Below are 21,092 nucleotides of genomic sequence, written 5' to 3'. Positions count from 1 at the left end.
CTGTGATGACCAAGTACCCGCGCGCCTTCCGGGGGGAGAAGGCGCCGCGTGCCCCGACGGAGGAATCGGACAACCGTGGACGCGCAACGCCGTGGGCGGGGGGAACAGATGGACCCCGCAGACCAGTGGGTACTCAATCCGAACACCGGCGAATACGAACTGCGACTGAATCCATCCGCAGCGCAATCGGGGGCGGCTCCCCGTACAGCCACCGCACGTTCGGCTTCGGCACGTTCGGCCTCCGCACGTTCGGGTTCCGCACGTGCGGCCGCTCCCCGTGAGGGCGTTTCCCGTGGGGCCTCTCCCCGCGGCGGCGCGACTCGCACCGACGTTCCGCCGCAGCGCAGGCGGCGCGGTGCTCCCGAGGAGCCGCCGCCGGGGCGCCGCGGCGGCCGCCGGCCGGTGCAGCAGAAGCCGGGCAAGGCGAAGAAGGTGCTGCTGTGGACCGGCGGCACGATGGCGTTCGTGCTGGTCGGCGTCAGTGCGGCCGGCTACTTCTACCTCCAGCACCTGGAGGGCAATGTCTCGACGACCGACGTCGGCAGCGCGGGTGCCAGCAACTTCAGCAAGGACGAGGCCTTCAGCGTCCTCATCATCGGTACGGACAAGCGCACCGGCGAGGGCAACGGGGGCTACGGCGACAAGGGCAGCTCCGGGCACGCCGACACCACGATCCTGCTGCATGTCGCGAAGGACCGCTCCAACGCGACCGCGCTCAGCATCCCGCGCGACCTGATCGTGAACATCCCCGACTGCCCGACGAAACTGGAGGACGGCTCGGAGAAGGTCGTACCGGGGATCCAGGGCGCCCGCTTCAACCGGAGCCTCGGAGAGGGCGGCCGGGACCCCGGCTGCACGATGCGCACGGTGAAGGAGAACACCGGCATCACCGTCGACCACTTCATGATGGCCGACTTCAACGCGGTGAAGACGCTGACCACGGCGGTGGACGGGGTCGACGTGTGTGTGGAGAAGCCGGTCAACGACAAGCAGTCCAAACTCGTCCTGCCCGCAGGCGAGTCCACGGTCGAGGGCGAGCAGGCCCTCGCGTTCGTCCGTACGCGCAAGAGCTTCGGCAACAGCGGCGACCTGGACCGGATCAAGGTGCAGCAGCAGTTCCTGGGCTCGCTGATGCGCAAGATGGCCTCCAGCGACACCCTCACGAGTCCCTCGAAGCTGCTGAACCTGGCCGAGGCCGCGACGAAGGCGCTCACCGTGGACCAGGCGCTCGGCAAGGTCAGCACGCTCAAGGACGTCGCCCTCGAGCTGAAGAAGGTGCCGACGAAGAACATCAGCTTCACGACGGTGCCGGTGGTGGACAACCCGGCGGAGACGGTGAAGGCGACGGTCGTCCTCGACGACTCCAAGGCCCCGCAGGTGTTCGACATGATCGAGAACGACGTGTCGTTCACCGAGGTCAAGCAGCAGGAGAAGAAGGAGAAGGACGCCCAGGCCGCCCGGTTGAAGGGCCCCAAGTCCGCGGCCTCCGAGGTGCGGGTGCGGATCATGAACGGCGGTGCCGTCGCCGGCAGCGCGCAGAAGACCCTCCAGTACCTCCAGGTCGAGGAGGGCGTGACCAAGTCGGACAACGCCGGCAACGCGCCCGCCGAGCTGGCGAAGACGACCCTCGAGTACGCCCCCGACCAGGCCGACCAGGCCCGCCGCCTCGCCGACATCATGGGGCTGTCCGGGTCCGCGCTGAAGCCCGGCGAGAGCGTGAACAACTCCCAGGGCCTGCCCGCGATGACCCTGACCCTCGGCAAGGACTTCAAGGGTGCCGGCGTGAAGCTCAACGCCCCGGTCGAGGCGGCGGACGTGGAGAAGTCCACCGCGGACAAGGTGAAGTGCGCGAGTTGACCCGTTGAGGGCAACTGACAGGCCCGTCGTGCGTCTAACAGGAGGCAGGGCGGGCCTGCTGCATGCGCCGGGGGGCGGAGAGGACCGGGGAAGTGACGCAGAGCGGTGTGCGGGAGGACGGTAAGCGGCAGAGCGTCCGCCACGAACCGGACCCGGGCGAGGAGGAGCCGACGCCGGGCAGCCGGTCGCCCGGCGGCGACGGCACGTCGGCACAAGGCGCGCGAACGCCCGGCGCCGAGACCCTGCCGACGGGCAGCGCGAACCCGCCCGGCCACGACGGCGCACCGACGACGGACCCGGACTCACCCGACCGCGACAGCACGTCGACGACAGCCGCGGACTCACCCGACCGCGACAGCACGTCGACGACAGCCGCGGACTCACCCGCCCGCGACAGCACAGCGGCGACACCCCCGGACTCACCCGACCGCGACGGCGCGGCCGGAGGCGACGGTGGGGGAAGCGGCCGGCCGCGGGGAGGCCGGGCGCCGCGCAAGCGGCGGGTGCTGAAGTGGTCCGCTGCCGTGCTGGCCGTGCTGATACTCGGGACGGCCGGGGCCGGCTACCTCTACTACCGGCACCTGAACGGCAACATCAAGAAGGACGCCCTGAACCTCGGCGACAGCAAGGTCGCCGCTCCGACGCCCAACGCCGCCGGGCAGACCCCGCTGAACATCCTGCTCATCGGCTCCGACGCGCGGGACAGCAAGGAGAACCAGAAACTCGGCGGCGCCCGCGAGACGTTCGGCGCCACGCCCCTCGCGGACGTCCAGATGCTGCTGCACCTGTCCGCCGACCGCACCAACATGTCGGTCATCAGCATGCCCCGCGACACCCTGGTGAAGATCCCGAAGTGCACCGACCCGGACGACGGGAAGGTCTACCGGGCGACCCAGGGGCGGACGATGACCAACCAGAGCCTCGGACACGGCGGTCCGGGCTGCGCCGTGGCCACCTGGCAGGAGCTCACCGGCATCCACATCGACCACTTCATCATGGTCGACTTCGCGGGCGTGGTGTCGATGGCCGACGCCGTCGGAGGCGTCCCCGTGTGCGTCGACGCCAACATCCACTCCCGCACCTCCGACGGCAAAGGCTCGGGCCTGAAGCTGGAGAAGGGCACTTCGTACATCCAGGGCGAGCAGGCCCTGCAGTGGCTGCGCACCCGCTACGGCTTCGAGGACGGCAGCGACCTCGCCCGCGCCAAGGCCCAGCACATGTACATGAACGCGATGGTCCGCCAGCTCCGCGACAACATGACCCTGAGCAGCCCGAACAAGCTCCGCAGACTGGCCGAGGAGGCCACCCGGGCCATGACGGTCGACCCGGGCCTCGACACCGTCAAGAAGCTCTACGACCTCAGCGACGAGCTGCGCAAGGTGGAGCCGGAGCGCATCACCATGACGACGATGCCCAACCGCTACGTGGGCGCCCGCGTCGAGCCCACGGAGGACGCCGAGCAGCTGTTCCGGCTGGTGCGGGAGGACATCGCGCTGGACGGCAAGGACAAGGCGAAGAAGCCGGCCGCGGAGAAGGCCTCCGCCGACCCGGCCGCGCCCGACGACGAGATCCCGGTCCAGGTCCGCAACGGCACCCGCACCGACACCCTGGCCGCGGCCCGCGGACGCGCCGGCACGGTGGCCGGCCTCCTGAAGGACGAGGGCTTCGCCCAGGCCGTCGCCGACACCACCGGATCGTGGCGCGAGGACCGGACCGTCGTCCGCTACCCGAGCACCGACCTGGAGGGCGACGCCCGGCGCCTCGCCAAAGCCCTGGGCATCCCGGCGAGTTCGGTGAAACGGTCCACCGACGTTTCCGGCATCACCCTCGTCGTGGGCGCCGACTGGCGCGAGGGCACGGCCTACAAGGCGCCCGAGGAGAACGACAAGACCCCGAAGTCGGCCGAGGCGCTCAACGGCGCCGACGACAAGGCTTGTATGCATGTGAACCCGGCGTTCACCTGGGACTGAACGGCGACGGGCCCCCTCCCGGCCGGGAGGGGGCCCGTGAATCCGCTGCCGATCAGTTCGCCGGGGCGTCCGCGCGGACCGCCGGACGCCGGCTCGCGATCACCTTGCGGGCCAGCGCCCGCGGGCTGGTCAGAAAGCCCCAGCCCCACGACATGTGCATGGTGGCCAGCGCCACGGGGATCTGGAGCCGCGCCTTCAGCGGCAGCCCCTTGCCCGCCGGGACCGAGCCGGCGAGGATCGCCGCGAGATAGCCGCCGGGCACCACGAAGCCCCACGGGGTCAGCAGCGCGCCCACCACGATCCCGGCCGCGATCGCGCACACGGCGGTCGGCGGGGCGAGGTAGCGCAGGTTGATGGAGCCCTCGTGGTAGCGGGCGACGACATGCCGCCAGCGGCCGTAGTCCTTGTACTGCTTGGCGAGGGCCTTCACGCTCGGCCGCGGCCGGTACGACACCCGCAGCTCGGGCGAGAACCAGATCAGCCCGCCGGCCTCACGGATGCGGAAGTTCAGCTCCCAGTCCTGGGCGCGGATGAACTCCACGTTGTAGCCGCCCTGCTGCTCCAGCGCCTCGCGCCGGAAGACACCGAGGTAGACGGTCTCGGCCTGCTGGGCCTTGCCGCCCGTGTGGAAGGCGGCGTTGCCGACCCCTATCTTCGAGGTCATCGCGGCCGCGACCGCGTGCTCCCAGTCGTTCTCGCCCTCGGCGTGCATGATGCCGCCGACGTTCTGCGCGCCGGTCTCCTCCAGGAGCCGTACGGCGGTGGCGATGTAGTTGGGCGAGAGCATGCCGTGCCCGTCGACGCGGACGACGATCGGGTGGCGGGAGGCGTTGATCGCGGCGTTGAGCGCGGCGGGCGTACGGCCGGTCGGATTCGGGACGGTGTGGACACGCGCGTCTTCCGCGACGAGCTCAGCCGCGATCTCGTCCGTGCGGTCCGTGGACGGACCGAGGGCGATCACGACCTCCATCTCGCCGGCGTAATCCTGCGCGAGGATCGCTTGGACCGCTCCCCGCAGATGCCGCTCCTCGTCGAGGACGGGCATGATCACGGAAACGGCCGGGGGGCGCACGTCGGGATTGGCGTTCATAGGGGCCTCACGTTACCGCGAACGGGCGACACCGGTGCGCGCCGCCGGGGCGGTACCGCAGGCTGCAGATCGTATCGGCCTACGGTGTCACGGATCCCACGTACGGCCGTCGTCCGGAGGTGTCCTCTTGCCCACGCCGCCGCGGTCCTCCCGGACCACCGCCGCCCCGCAGCGCCGCCCGCAGCCGCCCTCCTCCCGCCGGCACCCGCGCAGGCCGGCGCCGCCGGCGCGGCGCCGGAAGCCGCGCTGGGGCATGCGGGCGCTCACCACGCTGTCCGTGGTGGTCCTCGCGTCCGCCGGTATCGGGCACGCGGTGGTCACGAGCCTGGACGCGGACATCGCCCGGGTCGACGCCTTCAAGGACATGAAGAACCGGCCCGAGGCGGGCCACGGCATGAACGTCCTTCTGGTCGGCACGGACGGCCGCGAGAAGATCAGCCAGGACGAGCGGCAGAAGTACCGGCTCGGCGGTGCGCCCTGCCACTGCACCGACACGATGATGATCGTGCACATCTCGGAGGACCGGGAGCGGGCGAGTGTGGTGAGCCTGCCGCGTGACTCGTACGCCGAGACGCCGACGCATGTGGACCGTACGACGGGGCGACGGCACGAGGGCCACCCGATCAAGCTGAACGCGGCGTACGCCGAGGGCGGGGCGCCGCTGACCGTGCGGACGGTCGAGAACATGACCAAGGTGAAGATCGACCACTATCTGGAGGTCGACTTCACGAGCTTCATGAAGACGGTGGACGTGGTCGGGGGCGTGCAGATCTGCACGGCCGCCCCCCTGAGCGACAGGTACACGGGACTGAACCTGCCGGCCGGGCGCCACACCCTCGAGGGCGGGCAGGCGCTTCAGTATGTGCGCGCCCGCCATGTCGACGGGGCGTCGGATCTGGGCCGTATGAAGCGGCAGCAGCGGTTCATGGCCGCGCTCGTGGAGCGGGTCATGTCCTCCGGGATCCTGCTGAACCCGATGAAGTTCCGGGACGTGACACGGGCGGTGCTCGGCTCGGTGCGGGCCGACAAGGGCTTCGGCACGGACGAGATGCTGGCCCTGGGCCGGGCCATGCGGAACTTCTCCCCCTCCTCCTCCGAGTTCACGACCGTCCCGATCGGGCAGCTCGGATACCCCGTGGAAGGCGTCGGCTCCACGCTGAAGTGGGACCCCGTGAAGGCGGAGCGGCTCTTCCACGCCCTGCGCGCGGACCAGCCCCTGTCCGTGCGGCGGCAGCGCGACGAGGCCCGGGTCGTCCCGGTCGCCCCGCAGCAGATCAGCGTCCAGGTGGAGAACGGCACCCCCACGCCCGGCCTCGGCCGCCGGGTCGACGCGGCACTGGCCTCGACGGGCTTCCGTACGACCGGCATCCCGGCCAACGCCGCCACCACCGATGTGAAACGCACGGTCATCGTCTACGACCCCGGCTGGGACCGCTCGGCCAAGTCCCTCGCGGCAGCCCTGCCGGGCAGCGAGCTGCGCGCGGCCCCGGGTCTGGGCGCGACCCTGAAGGTCATCGCGGGCACGGACTTCGAACGCGTACGCAAGGTGCGGGCGGAGGACACCGGGGAAGGCGAGTCCGGCGTGGTGGTGCGGGGGGACGAGGTGGCGTGCTCGTAGGAGCAGGAGCGGTGCCCCCCGTCGGTCAGTCCTCGAACCCCTCCGCCGCCCGCTTCTCCCGCAGCTCCATGATCGCTCGGCGGCGGGCCAGGCGGTGGGTGCGGCGGATCTGGGCCTCCTGGTAGCGGCGTTTGTCACGTTCGGTCTCCGGGAGGACCGGAGGGACCCGGCGGGGCTTGCCGTCCGCGTCGACCCCGGCGAACACGAGGTAGGCGGAGCCGACCTGGGTGGGCGGGGCCGACTCGTTCCAGCGTTCGGCCAGGACCCGGACGCCGACCTCCATGGACGTCCGGCCGGTCCAGTTGACCTGCGCCTTGACGTGGACCAGGTCGCCGACGCGGACCGGTTCGAGGAACGCCATCTCGTCCATGGACGCGGTGACGGCCGGCCCGCCGGAGTGCCGCCCGGCCACGGCCCCCGCCGCGTCGTCGACCAGCTTCATGATCACCCCGCCGTGCACCGTCCCCAGCAGGTTCGTGTCGTTGTGGGTCATGATGTGGCTGAGGGTGGTGCGGGACGCCGAAGTCGGCTTGCCCGGGATATCCGTAGTGCCGGAATCCGCAGCTGGGCCCTGGTCTGTCATGGCCCCCACCTTATGCCGAGGCGGCATGAGGGGGTTTTGTGTCAGCTTCGCCACAGCCGTGCTCTGATTTTCCGACGACTCTTGTATGGCGCACTACGGGGACCTGCACACTGGTCCGCATGAACACTTGGCCCGAGGGGCGGTCCGACGACAACCGCGGCAACCGCTACGGACGCGGGAGCTCGAGCGCACAGCCCGAGAGCGCCCGCGTCATGCGGCAGGTCCGCCGTGGCCCGGCGCCGTCGCCCGGGCAGGCCGGGTACGGCGGTGCGCCGCCGTACGGCGGCGGAGTCCCGCAGCAGCCGTCGTACGTCGACGGCGGCTACGGCGGCTCCGGCGACGGCTACGACAGCGGCTACAACACCGGCCAGGTCTACGGCTCCCCCGGGGGCAGGGGTCCCGGTGGCCCGGGCGACGGCAGGTACGAGCCGCGGCCCGCGCCGAACTGGCGCCGCCGTATCAAGGTGACGACCATCACGCTGGTGACGGTGCTGGTGGTGACCAGCGTCGCCACGTACTTCTGGGCCGACTCCAAGCTCAACCGCGATGTCGACCTGTCGAAGGTCATCGACCGGCCGGAGGCGGGAGAGGGCACGAACTACCTGATCGTCGGCTCCGACAGCCGCGAGGGCATGTCGGCCGAGGAGAAGAAGAGACTCCGCACCGGTTCCGCCGAAGGCAAGCGCACGGACTCGATGATGATCCTGCACACCGGCAGCAACGGCCCGACGCTGATCTCCCTGCCCCGTGACTCGAACGTCACGATCCCGTCGTTCGTGGGCTCCGATTCCGGCAAGTCCTACCCGGGCACGGGCCGCCAGACGAAGCTGAACGCCGCGTACGCGGAGGACGGCCCGGAGCTGCTGGTCCGTACCGTCGAGGCCAACACGAACCTGCACATCGACCATTACGTGGAGATCGGCTTCGGCGGCTTCGCGAGCATCGTGGACGCGGTCGGCGGTGTCGAGATGGACATCCCGCAGGACATCAAGGACACCAAGTCCGGCGCGAACTTCAAGAAGGGCAAGCAGACGCTGAGCGGTGAGCAGGCGCTCGCCTTCGTCCGCACCCGTTACGCCCTCAAGGGCTCGGACCTGGACCGTACGAAGAACCAGCAGAAGTTCCTGTCGGCCCTGGCCAACCAGGTCGCCACGCCGAGCACGATCCTCAACCCGTTCAAGCTGTACCCGACCATGGGCGCGGGCCTGGACTCCCTCGTGGTCGACAAGGACATGGGCCTGTTCGACCTGGCGTCCATGTTCTGGGCGATGAAGGGCGTCAGCGGCGGCGAGGGCAAGTCGATGAACATGCCGATCTCGGGCAACTCCGCCAACGGCAACCTCCAGTGGGACACCGCCAAGCTGAAGACACTGGTGGACCAGCTGAAGAACGACGAGAAGGTCACCGTCTCCAGCAACTGAGCACGCGCAGCAGGAAAGACAGGAAGAAGGGGGCACCCGGGCGGGTGCCCCCTTCTTTCCTGTGAGGCGGTTCTCACATCGCGGCGGCCGACATCGAGCGGCACATCTCGGCGCAGCGGCGACACGCCTCGGCACAGCGCATCATCTGGTCGTCGTCCGGCATGGACATACACGCCTCGGCGCACATGTCACAGGCCCTGGCGCACATCGCGCACATCTCGGCCGACAGCGGCGAGCGGCGCATCATCATGTCGGCGCACATGCGCGTCATCTCGGCGCAGTCCATGACGGCACGCATGATCTGCATCTGGGCCGGGCCGCCCATCTGCAGGCAGGAGCTCATGGTCTCCTCGCACACACTGTGGCAGGCCATGCACGCCTGGACACAGTCCTGCATCTCCTTGCTCAGCGGGGTCGCGGTGGCGGGCTGCTGGGTCATGACTTCCTCCCGGGGGACGGTGAGGGCCGGGGGCGGCCCCCGTGCCTTCCGTCCTACGCCTGCGCGACGCTGCCCGCCATGGGGCGGAAGGAAGGAATCCGCCATGCGTGCGCCGGAACCTCCCGGAACGACGGTCGCCCTCCGGCCCGGCGGAACGGGCGGAGGGCGACCGGTGAAGGGAAGCGGCGGCGCCTTCAGGGCCTTATGGCCTTATGGCCTTATGGCAGGTTGCGGGCGATGACGATGCGCTGGACCTGGTTCGTTCCCTCGTAGATCTGCGTGATCTTCGCATCGCGCATCATGCGCTCCACCGGGTAGTCGCGCGTGTAGCCGTAGCCGCCGAGGAGCTGGACGGCGTCCGTGGTGACCTCCATCGCCACGTCCGAGGCGAAGCACTTGGCGGCGGCGCCCTGGTAGGTGAGGTCGGCGTCGCCCCGCTCGGAGGCCGCGGCGGCCTGGTAGGTCAGGGCGCGGGCGGCCGAGATCTTCATGGCCATGTCGGCGAGCATGAACTGGATGCCCTGGAAGTCGGCGATCGGCTTGCCGAACTGCTTGCGCTCCTGGACGTAGCCCTTGGCGTAGTCCAGCGCCCCCTGCGCGATACCGAGGGCCTGCGCGGCGATGGTGATGCGGGTGTGGTCGAGGGTCTTCATCGCCGTGGCGAAGCCGGTGCCCTCCTCGCCGATCATGCGGTCGGCGGGGATGCGGACGTTGTCGAGGTAGACCTCGCGGGTCGGGGAGCCCTTGATGCCGAGCTTCTTCTCGGGGGCGCCGAAGGAGACGCCCTCGTCCGACTTCTCGACGACGAAGGCCGAGATGCCCTTGGAGCGCTTGGCCGGGTCCGTGACGGCCATCACCGTGTAGTACTCGGACTCGCCCGCGTTGGTGATCCAGCGCTTCACGCCGTTGAGGACGTAGTGGTCGCCGTCGCGGACGGCCTTCGTCTTCATGCCGGCGGCGTCGGAGCCGGCGTCCGGCTCGGACAGGCAGTACGAGAACATGCCGTCGCCCTTGGCGAGCGGGGTCATGTACCGCTTCTTCAGGTCCTCGGAGCCGGAGAGGATCACCGGGAGCGAGCCCAGCTTGTTCACCGCGGGGATGAGGGAGGAGGAGGCGCAGACGCGAGCGACCTCCTCGATCACTATGACGGTCGCCAGCGCGTCCGCGCCCGACCCGCCGTACTCCTCGGGTACGTGCACGGCGTGCAGGTCGTTGCCGGTCAGCGCCTCGAGCGCCTCCCGCGGGAAGCGGGCCTCTTCGTCCACCGCGGCGGCGTGCGGCGCGATCTTCGCCTCGGCCAGGGAGCGGACGGCGTCACGGAGCATGTCGTGCTCCTCGGACGGGCGGTACAGGTCGAAGTCAGCCGATCCGGCCAAGGTCTCTCACGCTCCAAAACGCTGCGATGCTGACGCTAACTACCGTTAAGTAATCAAAAGTTTATGGGGTCGCCCCCGGGAGTGATACGTGAGCTAGGCGACAGCGGAGAAGTTGCCCAGTGAAGCGCCTTCCCATGCCCCGGCTATGCTCGGGCGCGCACCGCATGCCGTAGACCCCTGGAGCACCCCATGGCCCTGAAGATCACCGTGATCGGCACCGGTTATCTCGGCGCGACACACGCGGCGGCCATGGCCGAGCTGGGTTTCGAGGTGCTCGCCCTCGACGTGGTGCCCGAGAAGATCGAGAAGCTGGAGCGCGCCGAGGCCCCGATGTACGAGCCGGGCCTGGAGGAGCTGCTGCGCAAGCATGTCGCCGGTATCGAGGGCTCCAGCGGGCGGCTGCGCTTCACCCAGGACTGGGCCGAGGTCGGTGCCTTCGGGGATGTGCACTTCGTCTGTGTGAACACTCCGCAGCGGCACGGCGAGTACGCCTGTGACATGTCGTACGTCGACTCCGCGATCGCTTCCCTCGCCCCGCATCTGCACGGACCGGCCCTGGTCGTGGGCAAGTCGACGGTGCCCGTCGGCTCGGCCGATCGCCTCGCGGCCTACCTGGCCGCGCACGCGCCGGCCGGCGAGGACGCCGAGCTGGCCTGGAACCCGGAGTTCCTGCGCGAGGGCTTCGCGGTCGACGACACGCTGCACCCCGACCGGCTGGTGGTGGGCGTGCGCAGCGAGCGTGCCGAGAAGCTGCTGCGGGAGGTGTACGCCACGCCGATCGCCGAGGGCTCGCCGTTCGTGGTGACCGACTTCCCTACGTCGGAGCTGGTGAAGACCTCCGCGAACTCCTTCCTCGCCACGAAGATCTCGTTCATCAACGCGATGGCGGAGGTGTGCGAGGCCGCGGGCGGTGACGTCGCCAAGCTGGCGGAGGCCATCGGTTACGACGACCGGATCGGGAAGAAGTTCCTGCGGGCCGGGATCGGCTTCGGCGGCGGCTGTCTGCCGAAGGACATCCGGGCGTTCATGGCGCGAGCCGGTGAGCTGGGCGCGGACCAGGCGCTGACCTTCCTGCGGGAAATCGACTCCATCAACATGCGCCAGCGCGGGCAGATGGTGGAGCTGGCCCGGCAGGCGCTGGGCGGCGGGCCGTTCCTCGGCAAGCGGGTGGCGGTGCTGGGCGCGACCTTCAAGCCCGACTCCGACGACGTACGGGACTCGCCCGCGCTCAATGTCGCCGGTCAGATCCATCTCCAGGGCGGTCAGGTCACGGTCTACGACCCGAAGGGCATGGAGAACGCCCGCCGGGTCTTCCCGACCCTCGGCTACGCGGACTCGGCGCTGGAGGCCGTCCGGGGCGCCGACATAGTGCTGCATCTGACGGAGTGGCGGGAGTTCCGGGAGCTGGACGCCGAGGCCCTCGGCGAGGTCGCGGCGACCCGTCTCGTCCTGGACGGCCGCAACGCCCTCGACCCGGACCGCTGGCGCAAGGCCGGCTGGACGTACCGCGCGATGGGTCGCCCCAAGGCCTGAACATGGCTGGCGGTGCCTGAAGCCACCTGAAGGTGCCCGACGGCGCCCGAAGGTGCCCGACGGTGCCCGAAGGTGCCTGAGAAAAGGTGACGCCGGTTCGGCCGAGGCTCAGTCGGCCGAACCGGCGTCACCTTGCATTCTGCCCCACCGGGCCCGGGCGCGGGCGGGTCACGCCCCCTTTGCCCGGTAACGCCGCATCTTCGCGCGAGCCCCGCACACCTGCATCGAGCACCAGCGGCCGCGGCCGGCCGGGCTGCGGTCGTAGTAGGCCCAGTGGCAGTCGGGGGCCTCGCAGGCCTTGAGGCGGGTCCAGGTGCCGGCGACCAGGGACTCGGCGACGGCGGCGGCCACGCGTGCGTGCAGGGAGCGGTCGCCGGCGGGGGTCAGGGCGGCCGAGCCGTCCGTCGCGTCGACCGTGACGATCAGCGGGGCCCGGGCCAGGAGTTTGCCGAGCGGGGTCGTCTCGCGGTGCGGCGGGTGGCCGGCGTGGGCGAGGAGGGTCGCGCGCAGGGACTCACGCAGGGCGCGGGCCCGGTCCGTCTCGTCCGGTGCGATCCCGAAGCGCTCCCGGCCCTCGGGCGAGTCCAGCGCGTCGGCACCCGACTCGATGTCCAGCGTGTTCACCAGGGCCTCGACAAGGGCCAGGCCGCCGGGCGCGGGCGATCTCTCCGTCATGGCTGGACCGTACCTCTCGCTTTTTCCCTTGCGAGGTTACCTCCAATGGGGGAGCATGCAGTAACGGTTACTGGTTACCCGATTCTGAAGGTAACAGCGACTTCGAGGAGGAAGTCATGGCTCTCGCCAAGCTGGGTGTCGTCGTCCTGGACTGTCCCGACCCGCACGCACTCGCCGCCTTCTACGCCGAGGTGCTCGGCGGCACGCCGGAGGTCGCGAGCGACGGGGAGGACGAGTGGGTCGACCTGAAGGTGCCGGGCGGTACACCGCTGGCCTTCCAGGCCGCCCCCGGTTTCGTGCCGCCGGCGTGGCCCTCGCCCGACCACTCGCAGCAGTTCCACCTCGACCTGGACGTGGAGGACCTGGACGCGGCCGAGAAGGGCGTGCTGGCGCTCGGCGCCAAGCCGCTGGACACCGAGGACCGCTCCCGGACCTTCCGGGTTTACGCCGACCCCGCCGGGCACCCGTTCTGCCTCTGCGCCTGCTGACACCGGGAGGCCTCATGTCCGCAGTGGCACATTTCCGTTCCGTGGTCGTCGACTGCCCCGACCCGCGCGAGCTGGCCCGCTTCTACGCGCGGGTCGGCGGCGGCACCCCCGAGGACGACGATCCCGACTGGGTGGTGCTGCGCCTCCCCGGCGGGCCCCGGCTCGCCTTCCAGCGCTCGCCCGGCCACACCCCGCCGGAGTGGCCCCGGTCCGACCGCAACGCCCAGCAGTTCCACCTGGACTTCGACGGCGGTGCGACCTGGGAGGAGATCGACGCGTCCGAGGAGCGGGTGCTGGCGCTGGGAGCGCGGGTGCTGGACAAGGAGGACGACAAGAAGAAGGACTTCCGGGTCTACGCGGACCCGGCGGGCCACCCGTTCTGCCTCTGCCGGATCGCGCACGACTGACCCCGCAGAGGCCAAAAAATCACGACTGACCCCGCAGAGGCGAAGGAGGGGGCTATTACCCGTCCAGCTCCGAGATCGTCGCCTTCGACGGTGCCCGACGCTGCTGCGCCGCGCGTGCGGTGAAGTCGGCCCCGCGCAGGATGCGCTGGACGTTGCCCCAGGTCAGAAGGGCCACATCGCCCTCGTCCCAGCCGCGCCGGAGCAGCTCGGCGATCAGCCGCGGGTAGCAGGAGACGTCGCCGAGTTCCTGCGGATGGGCCGAGCCGGAGTCGTAGGTGCCGGACAGTCCGACGCTGTGCGCTCCGGCCACGGCACGGATGTGGTCGAGGTGATCGGCCACATCACGGACGGTCGGGCCGGTCTGCTCCGCCGTCAGCGGCACCAGGCACAGCCCCTTGGCGCCGCCCAGCTCGGCCAGCAGGTCGTCGGGGAGGTTGACCGGGTGGGGGCGGATCGCCCGGGCGGCGGAGCGGCTGCACAGCACGGGTGCCCGGGAGAGGCTCAGCACACGGCGGAGGGTCTCCGCCGGGGCACCGGAGAGGTCCGCGATGACACCGAGCCGGTTCATCTCGCGCACGACCTCCTCGCCGAACCGGGTCAGTCCCGCGTCGCTCGCCCAGGACACACCGGTCAGCGTCAGGGCGCGCAGGCCGAGGAGGTGCAGCTGGCGCAGGGTGCCCAGCGAGTCGCCCACGGCCGAGGCCCCGGCGGGACCGAGGAGCACGGCGACCCGGCCGCAGTTGCGGGCGTCGGCGACCTGCCCGGCCGTACAGGCGGGCCGCAGGCCCTCGTCGCAGGTGCGGACGATGCTCTTCGCCAGGTCGAGCTGTTCCAGGGTGGCGCCGACGGCCCGGTCGCCGTCGAGGCCCTCGGGCAGGTGCAGCGACCAGAACAGCGCGCCCACATGGCCGCTGCGCAGCCGGGGCACGTCCGTGTCGACGGTGCTCTCGCCGTCCTCGAGGTCGTAGTAGGACAGGCGCTTGAGCGCCCAGGGCAGTCCGTTGTACCCGTCGGCGACGGGGTGGGCGGCGAGGATGGCGTGGGCCCGGGTCAGGGGCGCGTCGTCCGGATCGGAGACGGGCTCGTAGGGCTCCGCCGCGACGAGGCCCTCGTCGGGGTACGGCTCGGCCAGATCGTCGAACTCGCCGGTCGCGGCGGTGGGGCGCAGGTCGTGCTGGAGATCTGCCATGGCGGCTCCGTACGGTGCTCGTGACGTACGGTCACCGTCGCACGGAGCCAAGGGCTGTTCCTGGTGAGCGGGGCGTTCGGAGTACGGCCCCGGCCCCGGACGGGCGGGCTCTCAGGGCGCTCTCAGGGCAGCCGGGCCGCGTCGATCACCTCGTCCAGGGTGTCCCGGGAGCGGACCAGGTCGGCGATCATCCGGTCGATGCGGGCGCGCTCGGCCGTGAGGTTCGCGACCAGACCGGGGGTGGCGCGGGCCGAGGGGCCGCCGTCCGCGTCCCGCATGCACGGCAGCAGCTGGACGATCTTCTCGCTGCACAGTCCCGCCGCGAACAGCTCCTGGATCCGGATGACCCGGTCCACGGCCGCCTCCGGGTACTCCCGGTGCCCGCCGGGCGTCCGCTCGGCGGAGAGCATGCCCTGCTTCTCGTAGTAGCGCAGCGACCGCTCGCTCACGTTGGTACGCCGGGCCAGTTCACCGATCCGCACGTCCACTCCCGCACTTGATTCTGACATCAGTGTCAGGTTCTAGCGTACGGGCATGACGCAGCACACGACAGCACTCTTCGAACCAGCTCGTCTCCCCGGTCTCGAGCTGCCCAACCGTCTGGTGATGGCGCCCCTGACCCGCAACAGGGCCGAGGCCGACGGCACCCCGACCCCGCTCATGGCCACGTACTACGCCCAGCGTGCCTCGGCCGGGCTGATCATCGCCGAGGCCTCGACGCCGAACCCGGTCGGGCAGACGTACCCGAACATCACCGCAGTCCACAGCCCGGCGCACGTGGCCGGCTGGCGGCAGGTCACGGATGCCGTACGGGACGCTGGCGGCCGGATGTTCCTGCAGCTCCAGCACGGCGGGCGGGTCGGCCACCCGGCGACCAGCGGGCTGACGCCCCTCGCGCCCTCGCCCGTCGCGCTCCCCGAGACGATCTTCACCCCGGAGGGCCACCGGCCGGCCGTGGTGCCGAGGGAGATGACCGCCGAGGACATCCGCACCACCGTCGCCGACTTCGCGAAGGCCGCCCGCAACGCGGTCGAGGCGGGTTTCGAGGGGGTGGAGGTGCACTCGGCCAACGGCCACCTCCTGCACCAGTTCCTGGCCGCGAACACCAACCTGCGCACCGACGGCTACGGCGGACCGGTCGCGGCCCGGATCCGGTTCACGGCCGAGGTGACCGAGGCCGTGGCGGACGAGATCGGTGCCGAACGGGTCGGGCTCAGGGTCTCCCCCGGCAACACCGTCAACGGCATCGCGGAGGGCGAGACCGAGGAGCTCTACCCGGTGCTCGCCGAGCGGCTCGGCGGGCTGGGGCTCGCCTATCTGCACCTGGGGTACGCCGACCCGGACACCACGGTGTTCCGGAAGGTGCGCGCCGCATGGCCCGGCGTGATCATCGCCAACCCGGTGCTGAAGGAGATCACCACCGAGGGCGTGCACCGGGCGTCGGAGGCGCTGCTGACGGCCGGGGCGGACCTGATCGCCCTCGGGCGGCCCTTCCTCGCCAACCCGGACCTGGTGACCCGGCTGCGGCTCGGGGCGCCCCTGAACGAGCTGCGCGACCGGTACTTCATGTATGTGGGCGGGGCGGCCGGTTACACCGACTACCCCGCCCTGGACACTCAGCCGTCGAGCGAGTCGATCGTGGCGTTGGACGGCGATCGCGTCGCCTGAAGGCCACGGGCCACGTCCTCGGCCGCGTCCAGCACCCGCACCGCGTTCTTCCAGGTCAGCTTGGCCAGGTCGGCCTTCGACCAGCCGCGGTCCAGCAGCTCGGCGAGGAGGTTCGGGTAGCCGGAGACGTCGTCCAGGCCGTCGGGCGTGAACGCCGTTCCGTCGTAGTCGCCGCCGATGCCGAGGTGGTCGATGCCGGCGACCTCGCGCATGTGGTCCAGGTGGTCGGCGACCGTCGCCACCGTCGCGACCGGGCGCGGGTGCCGCTCCTCGAAGGCGCGGTGGACCTTCATGGCCTCCGCGGTGGTGTCGAGGTGGTGGAAGCCGTGGGCGCGCATGTTCTCGTCGGCCGCGGCCGTCCAGTCCACGGCCGCCTGGAGCACGAACTTCGGCACGAACGTCACCATCGCGACACCGCCGCCCGCGGCCAGCCGCTCCAGGACGTCGTCCGGGATGTTGCGCGGATGGTCGCACACGGCCCGGGCGGAGGAGTGGGAGAAGACGACGGGGGCGGTGCTCGTGTCGAGCGCGTCCCGCATGGTCGTCGCCGCCACGTGGGAAAGGTCGACGAGCATGCCGAGCCGGTTCATCTCCCGGACGACCTCACGGCCGAACGCGGTGAGGCCACCGGCCTTCGGTTCGTCGGTCGCGGAGTCCGCCCAGTCCACGTTGTCGTTGTGGGTGAGGGTCAGGTACCGCACACCGAGCCCGTACAGACCGCGCAGGGTGCCCAGGGAGTTGGCGATGGAATGACCGCCCTCCGCCCCCATGAGCGAGGCGATACGGCCCTCCCCGCGCGCGGCCTCCATGTCGGCGGCCGTCAGCGCGGGCCGGAGGTCGGCCGGGTGGCGGGCCAGCAACTGCCGTACGCAGTCGATCTGTTCGAGGGTGGCCGCGACCGGGTCAGGCGAGTCCGTACGGACGTACACCGACCAGTACTGCGCACCGACGCCGCCCGCGCGCAGCCGCGGGATGTCGGTGTGCAGATGGGCGCTCTGGTCGGCGGCGACATCGCGGGCGTCGAGGTCGTAGCGGACCTGTTCGCGCAGCGCCCAGGGCAGGTCGTTGTGGCCGTCGGCGACCGGGAACTCGCGCAGGAGTTCCCGGGCCGACTCCAGGGAGGTCATCGCCGTCACTTCCCGGCGCCGAAGCCGAAGCCGCCCGAGCCCTCGACCTTGGAGCGCAGGCGCTTGCCCTTCTCGGTGGCCTGGTCGTTCAGCTCCTGCTGGAAGTCGCGCATCCGGCCGCGCAGTTCCTCGTCGTGCGCGGCGAGGATGCGGGCGGCCAGCAGACCGGCGTTGCGGGCACCGGCGACGGAGACCGTCGCGACGGGGACACCGGCCGGCATCTGCACGATCGACAGCAGGCTGTCCATGCCGTCGAGGTACTTCAGCGGCACGGGCACGCCGATGACCGGCAGCGGGGTGACCGAGGCGAGCATGCCGGGCAGGTGGGCGGCGCCGCCGGCCCCGGCGATGATCACCTTGAGCCCTCGGCCGTCGGCCTGCGCGCCGTACGCGACCATCTCGCGCGGCATGCGGTGGGCCGACACGACGTCCACCTCGTAGGGGATCTCGAACTCGTCGAGGGCCTTCGCGGCGGCCTCCATGACGGGCCAGTCGGAGTCCGACCCCATGACGATGCCAACAACAGGGCTCATTCGGTGATGGTGCCTCTCAGGTAGCCGGCTGCGTGACGGGCGCGCTCCAGCACGTCGTCCAGGTCGTCGCCGTAGGTGTTGACGTGTCCGACCTTGCGGCCGGGCTTCACGTCCTTGCCGTACATGTGGATCTTGAGCTGGGGGTCGCGGGCCATGCAGTGCAGGTACGCGGAGTACATGTCCGGGTAGTCGCCGCCGAGGACGTTGACCATGACCGTCCACGGGGCGCGCGGGCGCGGGTCGCCGAGGGGCAGGTCCAGGACCGCCCGGACGTGGTTGGCGAACTGGCTGGTGACGGCGCCGTCCATCGACCAGTGGCCGGAGTTGTGCGGGCGCATCGCCAGCTCGTTGACGAGGATGCGGCCGTCGCGGGTCTGGAACAGCTCGACCGCGAGGTGCCCTACGACGCCGAGCTCCTTGGCGATGTTCAGCGCCATCTCGGAGGCCTCCAGGGCGAGGGCCTCGTCGAGGTCGGGGGCCGGGGCGATGACCGTGTCGCAGACGCCGCCCACCTGGCGGGACTCGACGACCGGGTAGGCCACGGCCTGGCCGTGCGGGGACCGTACGACGTTAGCGGCGAGCTCGCGCAGGAAGTCGACCTTCTCCTCGGCGAGCACGGGGACACCGGCCTTGAACGGGTCGGCTGCCTCCTCGACGGAGTCGACGACCCACACGCCCTTGCCGTCGTAGCCGCCGCGGACGGTCTTGAGGACGACGGGGAATCCCTCGCCCTCGGCTGCGAAGGCCGCCACGTCCTGCGGATCGGAGACGATCCTGTGTCTGGGGCAGGGGACGCCGATCGCGTCGAGCTTCGCGCGCATCACCCCCTTGTCCTGGGCGTGCACGAGCGCGTCGGGGCCGGGGCGCACGGGGATGCCGTCCGCCTCCAGGGCCCGGAGGTGCTCGGTGGGTACATGTTCGTGATCGAAGGTGATCACATCGCACCCGCGGGCGAAGGCGCGCAGCGTGTCGAGGTCGCGATAGTCGCCGATGACGACATCGCTCACGACCTGCGCAGCCGAGTCCTGGGGGGTGTCACTGAGAAGCTTGAACCTGATGCCCAGCGGGATGCCCGCCTCGTGTGTCATACGAGCGAGCTGGCCACCGCCGACCATGCCGACTACCGGAAACGTCACTCCCTCAGGGTATCGGCCGCGCCAAGGTGGCCGGTTTCCTGTCCCTCCCCTCCCCGGCCCGGACCATCTCCGGCCGTCGACCGGCATCCGCAGGAAGATCGCGCGGGAGGGTGGTTAGCATGGCTGAGTTGACGCCAACTGAGGGACGGGGGCCTGCACGACCATGGGACATGGTGCCTCGCGGCTCCGACGGCTCGTCTCCGAAGTCGCCAAATTCGGCGCGGTGGGCGGGGCCGGAGTGCTGGTCAACCTCCTCGTGTTCAACCTGGTGCGGCATGTCACCGACCTCCAGGTGGTGCGCGCGAGCGTCATCGCGACCGTCGTCGCGATCATCTTCAACTACGTCGGCTTCCGCTACTTCACGTACCGCGACCGCGACAAGAACGGCCGCACCCGGGAAATGACCCTGTTCCTGCTGTTCAGCGCGGTGGGCCTGGTCATCGAGAACGGCGTGCTGTACGCGGCGACCTACGGCTTCGGCTGGAACACCCCGCTCCAGAACAACATCTTCAAGTTCGTCGGCATCGGCGTCGCCACGCTCTTCCGCTTCTGGTCGTACCGCACCTGGGTCTTCCGCGCGCTCCCGGCCCGGACGCCGGCGCCGGAGAGCGGACCGACGGCGAAGCAGGAGCGGAACAAGCAGCGGGTGCCGTAGCCGCACGGGACGACGAAGGGCCCTAGCGGACCATCGGCTCGTCCTCGTCCGTCAGCGGTGTCTGGGTGGCTGTGCGGGACAGGAACAGGCCGAAGACCGGGGGTTTGGTCTGGAGCATTTCCAGGCGGCCGCCGTCCGCTTCCGCCAGGTCGCGGGCGACGGCCAGACCGATGCCCGTGGAGTTGCGGCCGCTGATCGCCCGCTCGAAGATGCGCGCGCCCAGGTCGGCGGGGACGCCGGGGCCCTCGTCCGTGACCTCGATGACCGCCTGGTTGCCGGTGACGCGGGTGCGCAGGGCCACCGTGCCGCCACCGTGCATCAGGGAGTTCTCGATCAGCGCGGCCAGCACCTGCGCGACCGCGCCGGGCGTGCCGACCGCCTCCAGATGCCGCTTGCCGGAGCTGACGATCGCCCGGCCCGCGCTGCGGTACGCCGGCCGCCACTCGGCGAGCTGCTGCTGGATGACCTCGTCGAGGTCGAAGGTGACGGCGGAGCCGGTGCGCGGATCGCGGGAGTTGGTCAGCAGCCGCTCGACGACGTCCGTCAGCCGCTCGACCTGCGTGAGCGCGATGGTCGCCTCGTCCTTCACGGTGGCCGGGTCGTCGGTGAGGGTGATCTCCTCCAGCCGCATGGACAGGGCCGTGAGGGGTGTCCGCAGCTGGTGGGAGGCGTCCGCGGCCAGGCGGCGTTCGGCGGTGAGCATGCGTGCGATGCGCTCGGCGGAGCCGTCCAGCACGTCCGCCACCCGGTCCAGCTCGGGCACGCCGTACCGCTTGTGCCGCGGGCGGGGATCGCCCGAGCCGAGCCGCTCGGCCGTCTCCGCGAGGTCGGTCAGCGGCGATGCCAGCCGGTTCGCCTGGCGGACCGCCAGCAGCACGGCGGCCACCACCGCGAGCAGCGCGACCAGCGCGATGATCAGCAGCGTCCGGCCGACCTCGCGGGTCACCGAGGAGCGCGGCTCCTGGACGGTGACCGTCTCGCCCTCCTCGCCGGGCGCGGTCGCGCTGATGACGTCACCGGACGGCTTGGTGCCGACCTCGATGGGCGCCTCGCCGGGCAGCCGGATCACCGCGTAGTAGCGGTCCTGCGTGACCTGGTCGCGCAGCACCTCGGCGTCGACCTGCTGGGACCCGAAGAGCCGGCTGTCGACGATGCTGGCGAGGCGGACCGCCTCGGACTCCACCCGCTCCTGGGCACTGTTGCTGATCGTCCGGGTCTCCACGATGACGAGTGAGACACCGAAGACGGCGATCACGACCAGCACCACGGCGAGCGTGGACTGGATCAGTCGGCGGCGCATGTCCTGTTACCCGTGCCTGCCCTGTGG

General features: G+C 70.8%; 20 protein-coding genes. 9 read left to right on the top strand and 11 right to left on the bottom strand.

The genetic code is table 11. From position 1 onward, the window contains the following. Nucleotides 1-75 precede the first annotated feature (75 nt). Nucleotides 76-1,857 (top strand): LCP family protein, encoded by a 1,782-nt coding sequence (locus tag AC07DF_RS29440; protein WP_478977834.1) that lies wholly within the window; start codon nt 76-78, stop codon nt 1,855-1,857. Nucleotides 1,858-1,949: 92 nt separating this feature from the next. Continuing rightward, nucleotides 1,950-3,827, top strand: a complete 1,878-nt coding sequence (locus AC07DF_RS29435; RefSeq protein WP_478977830.1) for an LCP family protein — start codon at nt 1,950-1,952, stop codon at nt 3,825-3,827. Nucleotides 3,828-3,879: 52 nt separating this feature from the next. On the opposite strand, the gene AC07DF_RS29430 is transcribed toward AC07DF_RS29435, so the two are convergent. Further along, a complete protein-coding gene (locus AC07DF_RS29430) occupies nt 3,880-4,917 on the bottom strand; it encodes a glycosyltransferase family 2 protein (protein WP_478977827.1) in 1,038 nt (345 codons plus the stop codon). 127 nt (nt 4,918-5,044) lie between these two features. On the opposite strand from AC07DF_RS29430, the gene AC07DF_RS29425 reads away from it, so the two are divergent. Next, nucleotides 5,045-6,535, top strand: coding sequence for an LCP family protein (locus AC07DF_RS29425; protein ID WP_478977824.1), 1,491 nt, complete (start codon nt 5,045-5,047; stop codon nt 6,533-6,535). A gap of 25 nt (nt 6,536-6,560) precedes the next feature. On the opposite strand, the gene AC07DF_RS29420 is transcribed toward AC07DF_RS29425, so the two are convergent. Beyond that, complete coding sequence (locus AC07DF_RS29420) at nt 6,561-7,145, bottom strand: acyl-CoA thioesterase (protein ID WP_478977821.1); 585 nt, start codon at nt 7,143-7,145, stop codon at nt 6,561-6,563. Nucleotides 7,146-7,237: 92 nt separating this feature from the next. Here AC07DF_RS29420 and AC07DF_RS29415 point away from each other — a divergent pair, with 92 nt between their 5' ends. Next, nucleotides 7,238-8,539, top strand: coding sequence for an LCP family protein (locus AC07DF_RS29415; protein WP_478977817.1), 1,302 nt, complete (start codon nt 7,238-7,240; stop codon nt 8,537-8,539). 73 nt (nt 8,540-8,612) lie between these two features. Here the strand turns inward: AC07DF_RS29415 and AC07DF_RS29410 are convergent, their stop codons facing one another. After that, nucleotides 8,613-8,978, bottom strand: coding sequence for a four-helix bundle copper-binding protein (locus tag AC07DF_RS29410; RefSeq protein WP_382495842.1), 366 nt, complete (start codon nt 8,976-8,978; stop codon nt 8,613-8,615). Between the two features lie 218 nt (nt 8,979-9,196). After that, the gene (locus AC07DF_RS29405) at nt 9,197-10,354 is read right to left on the bottom strand and encodes an acyl-CoA dehydrogenase (RefSeq protein ID WP_478977813.1); all 1,158 of its coding nucleotides are present in this window, start codon (nt 10,352-10,354) and stop codon (nt 9,197-9,199) included. Between the two features lie 189 nt (nt 10,355-10,543). Between AC07DF_RS29405 and AC07DF_RS29400 the strand changes: the two genes are divergently transcribed. Further along, complete coding sequence (locus AC07DF_RS29400) at nt 10,544-11,887, top strand: UDP-glucose dehydrogenase family protein (RefSeq protein ID WP_471294242.1); 1,344 nt, start codon at nt 10,544-10,546, stop codon at nt 11,885-11,887. 168 nt (nt 11,888-12,055) lie between these two features. On the opposite strand, the gene AC07DF_RS29395 is transcribed toward AC07DF_RS29400, so the two are convergent. Further along, nucleotides 12,056-12,562, bottom strand: a complete 507-nt coding sequence (locus AC07DF_RS29395) for a CGNR zinc finger domain-containing protein (RefSeq protein WP_478977808.1) — start codon at nt 12,560-12,562, stop codon at nt 12,056-12,058. Between the two features lie 116 nt (nt 12,563-12,678). Between AC07DF_RS29395 and AC07DF_RS29390 the strand changes: the two genes are divergently transcribed. Both AC07DF_RS29390 and AC07DF_RS29385 read left to right on the top strand, forming a co-directional pair. Then, nucleotides 12,679-13,050: a VOC family protein gene (locus tag AC07DF_RS29390; RefSeq protein ID WP_478977805.1), complete on the top strand. Its 372-nt coding sequence runs from the start codon at nt 12,679-12,681 to the stop codon at nt 13,048-13,050. A 14-nt stretch (nt 13,051-13,064) separates the two neighbouring features. Beyond that, nucleotides 13,065-13,457: a VOC family protein gene (locus AC07DF_RS29385; protein WP_478977802.1), complete on the top strand. Its 393-nt coding sequence runs from the start codon at nt 13,065-13,067 to the stop codon at nt 13,455-13,457. 55 nt (nt 13,458-13,512) lie between these two features. Here the strand turns inward: AC07DF_RS29385 and AC07DF_RS29380 are convergent, their stop codons facing one another. Together AC07DF_RS29380 and AC07DF_RS29375 are read right to left on the bottom strand one after the other, a co-directional pair. Next, nucleotides 13,513-14,646, bottom strand: coding sequence for a dipeptidase (locus tag AC07DF_RS29380; RefSeq protein ID WP_478977799.1), 1,134 nt, complete (start codon nt 14,644-14,646; stop codon nt 13,513-13,515). A 122-nt stretch (nt 14,647-14,768) separates the two neighbouring features. After that, nucleotides 14,769-15,128 carry a MerR family transcriptional regulator gene (locus AC07DF_RS29375; RefSeq protein ID WP_478977961.1) on the bottom strand — a complete coding sequence of 120 codons (360 nt, stop codon included), beginning with the start codon at nt 15,126-15,128 and terminating at the stop codon, nt 14,769-14,771. Between the two features lie 52 nt (nt 15,129-15,180). On the opposite strand from AC07DF_RS29375, the gene AC07DF_RS29370 reads away from it, so the two are divergent. Then, nucleotides 15,181-16,314 (top strand): alkene reductase, encoded by a 1,134-nt coding sequence (locus AC07DF_RS29370; protein ID WP_478977796.1) that lies wholly within the window; start codon nt 15,181-15,183, stop codon nt 16,312-16,314. On the opposite strand, the gene AC07DF_RS29365 is transcribed toward AC07DF_RS29370, so the two are convergent. From AC07DF_RS29365 to AC07DF_RS29355, 3 genes are read right to left on the bottom strand one after another with little or no spacing between them, the layout of a single operon-like run. Continuing rightward, the gene (locus AC07DF_RS29365) at nt 16,263-17,441 is read right to left on the bottom strand and encodes a dipeptidase (RefSeq protein WP_478977793.1); all 1,179 of its coding nucleotides are present in this window, start codon (nt 17,439-17,441) and stop codon (nt 16,263-16,265) included. The genes AC07DF_RS29370 and AC07DF_RS29365 overlap by 52 nt on opposite strands. 5 nt (nt 17,442-17,446) lie before the next feature. Next, nucleotides 17,447-17,974, bottom strand: coding sequence for a 5-(carboxyamino)imidazole ribonucleotide mutase (purE, locus tag AC07DF_RS29360; protein WP_478977790.1), 528 nt, complete (start codon nt 17,972-17,974; stop codon nt 17,447-17,449). Continuing rightward, nucleotides 17,971-19,110: a 5-(carboxyamino)imidazole ribonucleotide synthase gene (locus AC07DF_RS29355; protein ID WP_478977787.1), complete on the bottom strand. Its 1,140-nt coding sequence runs from the start codon at nt 19,108-19,110 to the stop codon at nt 17,971-17,973. The genes purE and AC07DF_RS29355 overlap by 4 nt, the downstream gene beginning before the upstream one ends. Before the next feature lie 163 nt (nt 19,111-19,273). Here AC07DF_RS29355 and AC07DF_RS29350 point away from each other — a divergent pair, with 163 nt between their 5' ends. After that, complete coding sequence (locus AC07DF_RS29350; protein ID WP_478977783.1) at nt 19,274-19,765, top strand: GtrA family protein; 492 nt, start codon at nt 19,274-19,276, stop codon at nt 19,763-19,765. Between the two features lie 22 nt (nt 19,766-19,787). Here the strand turns inward: AC07DF_RS29350 and AC07DF_RS29345 are convergent, their stop codons facing one another. After that, nucleotides 19,788-21,065: an ATP-binding protein gene (locus tag AC07DF_RS29345; RefSeq protein WP_478977780.1), complete on the bottom strand. Its 1,278-nt coding sequence runs from the start codon at nt 21,063-21,065 to the stop codon at nt 19,788-19,790. Nucleotides 21,066-21,092 lie beyond the last annotated feature (27 nt).

Source organism: Streptomyces sp. NPDC044719 (assembly GCF_056433405.1).
This window is presented reverse-complemented; position numbering and strand designations above follow the sequence as displayed.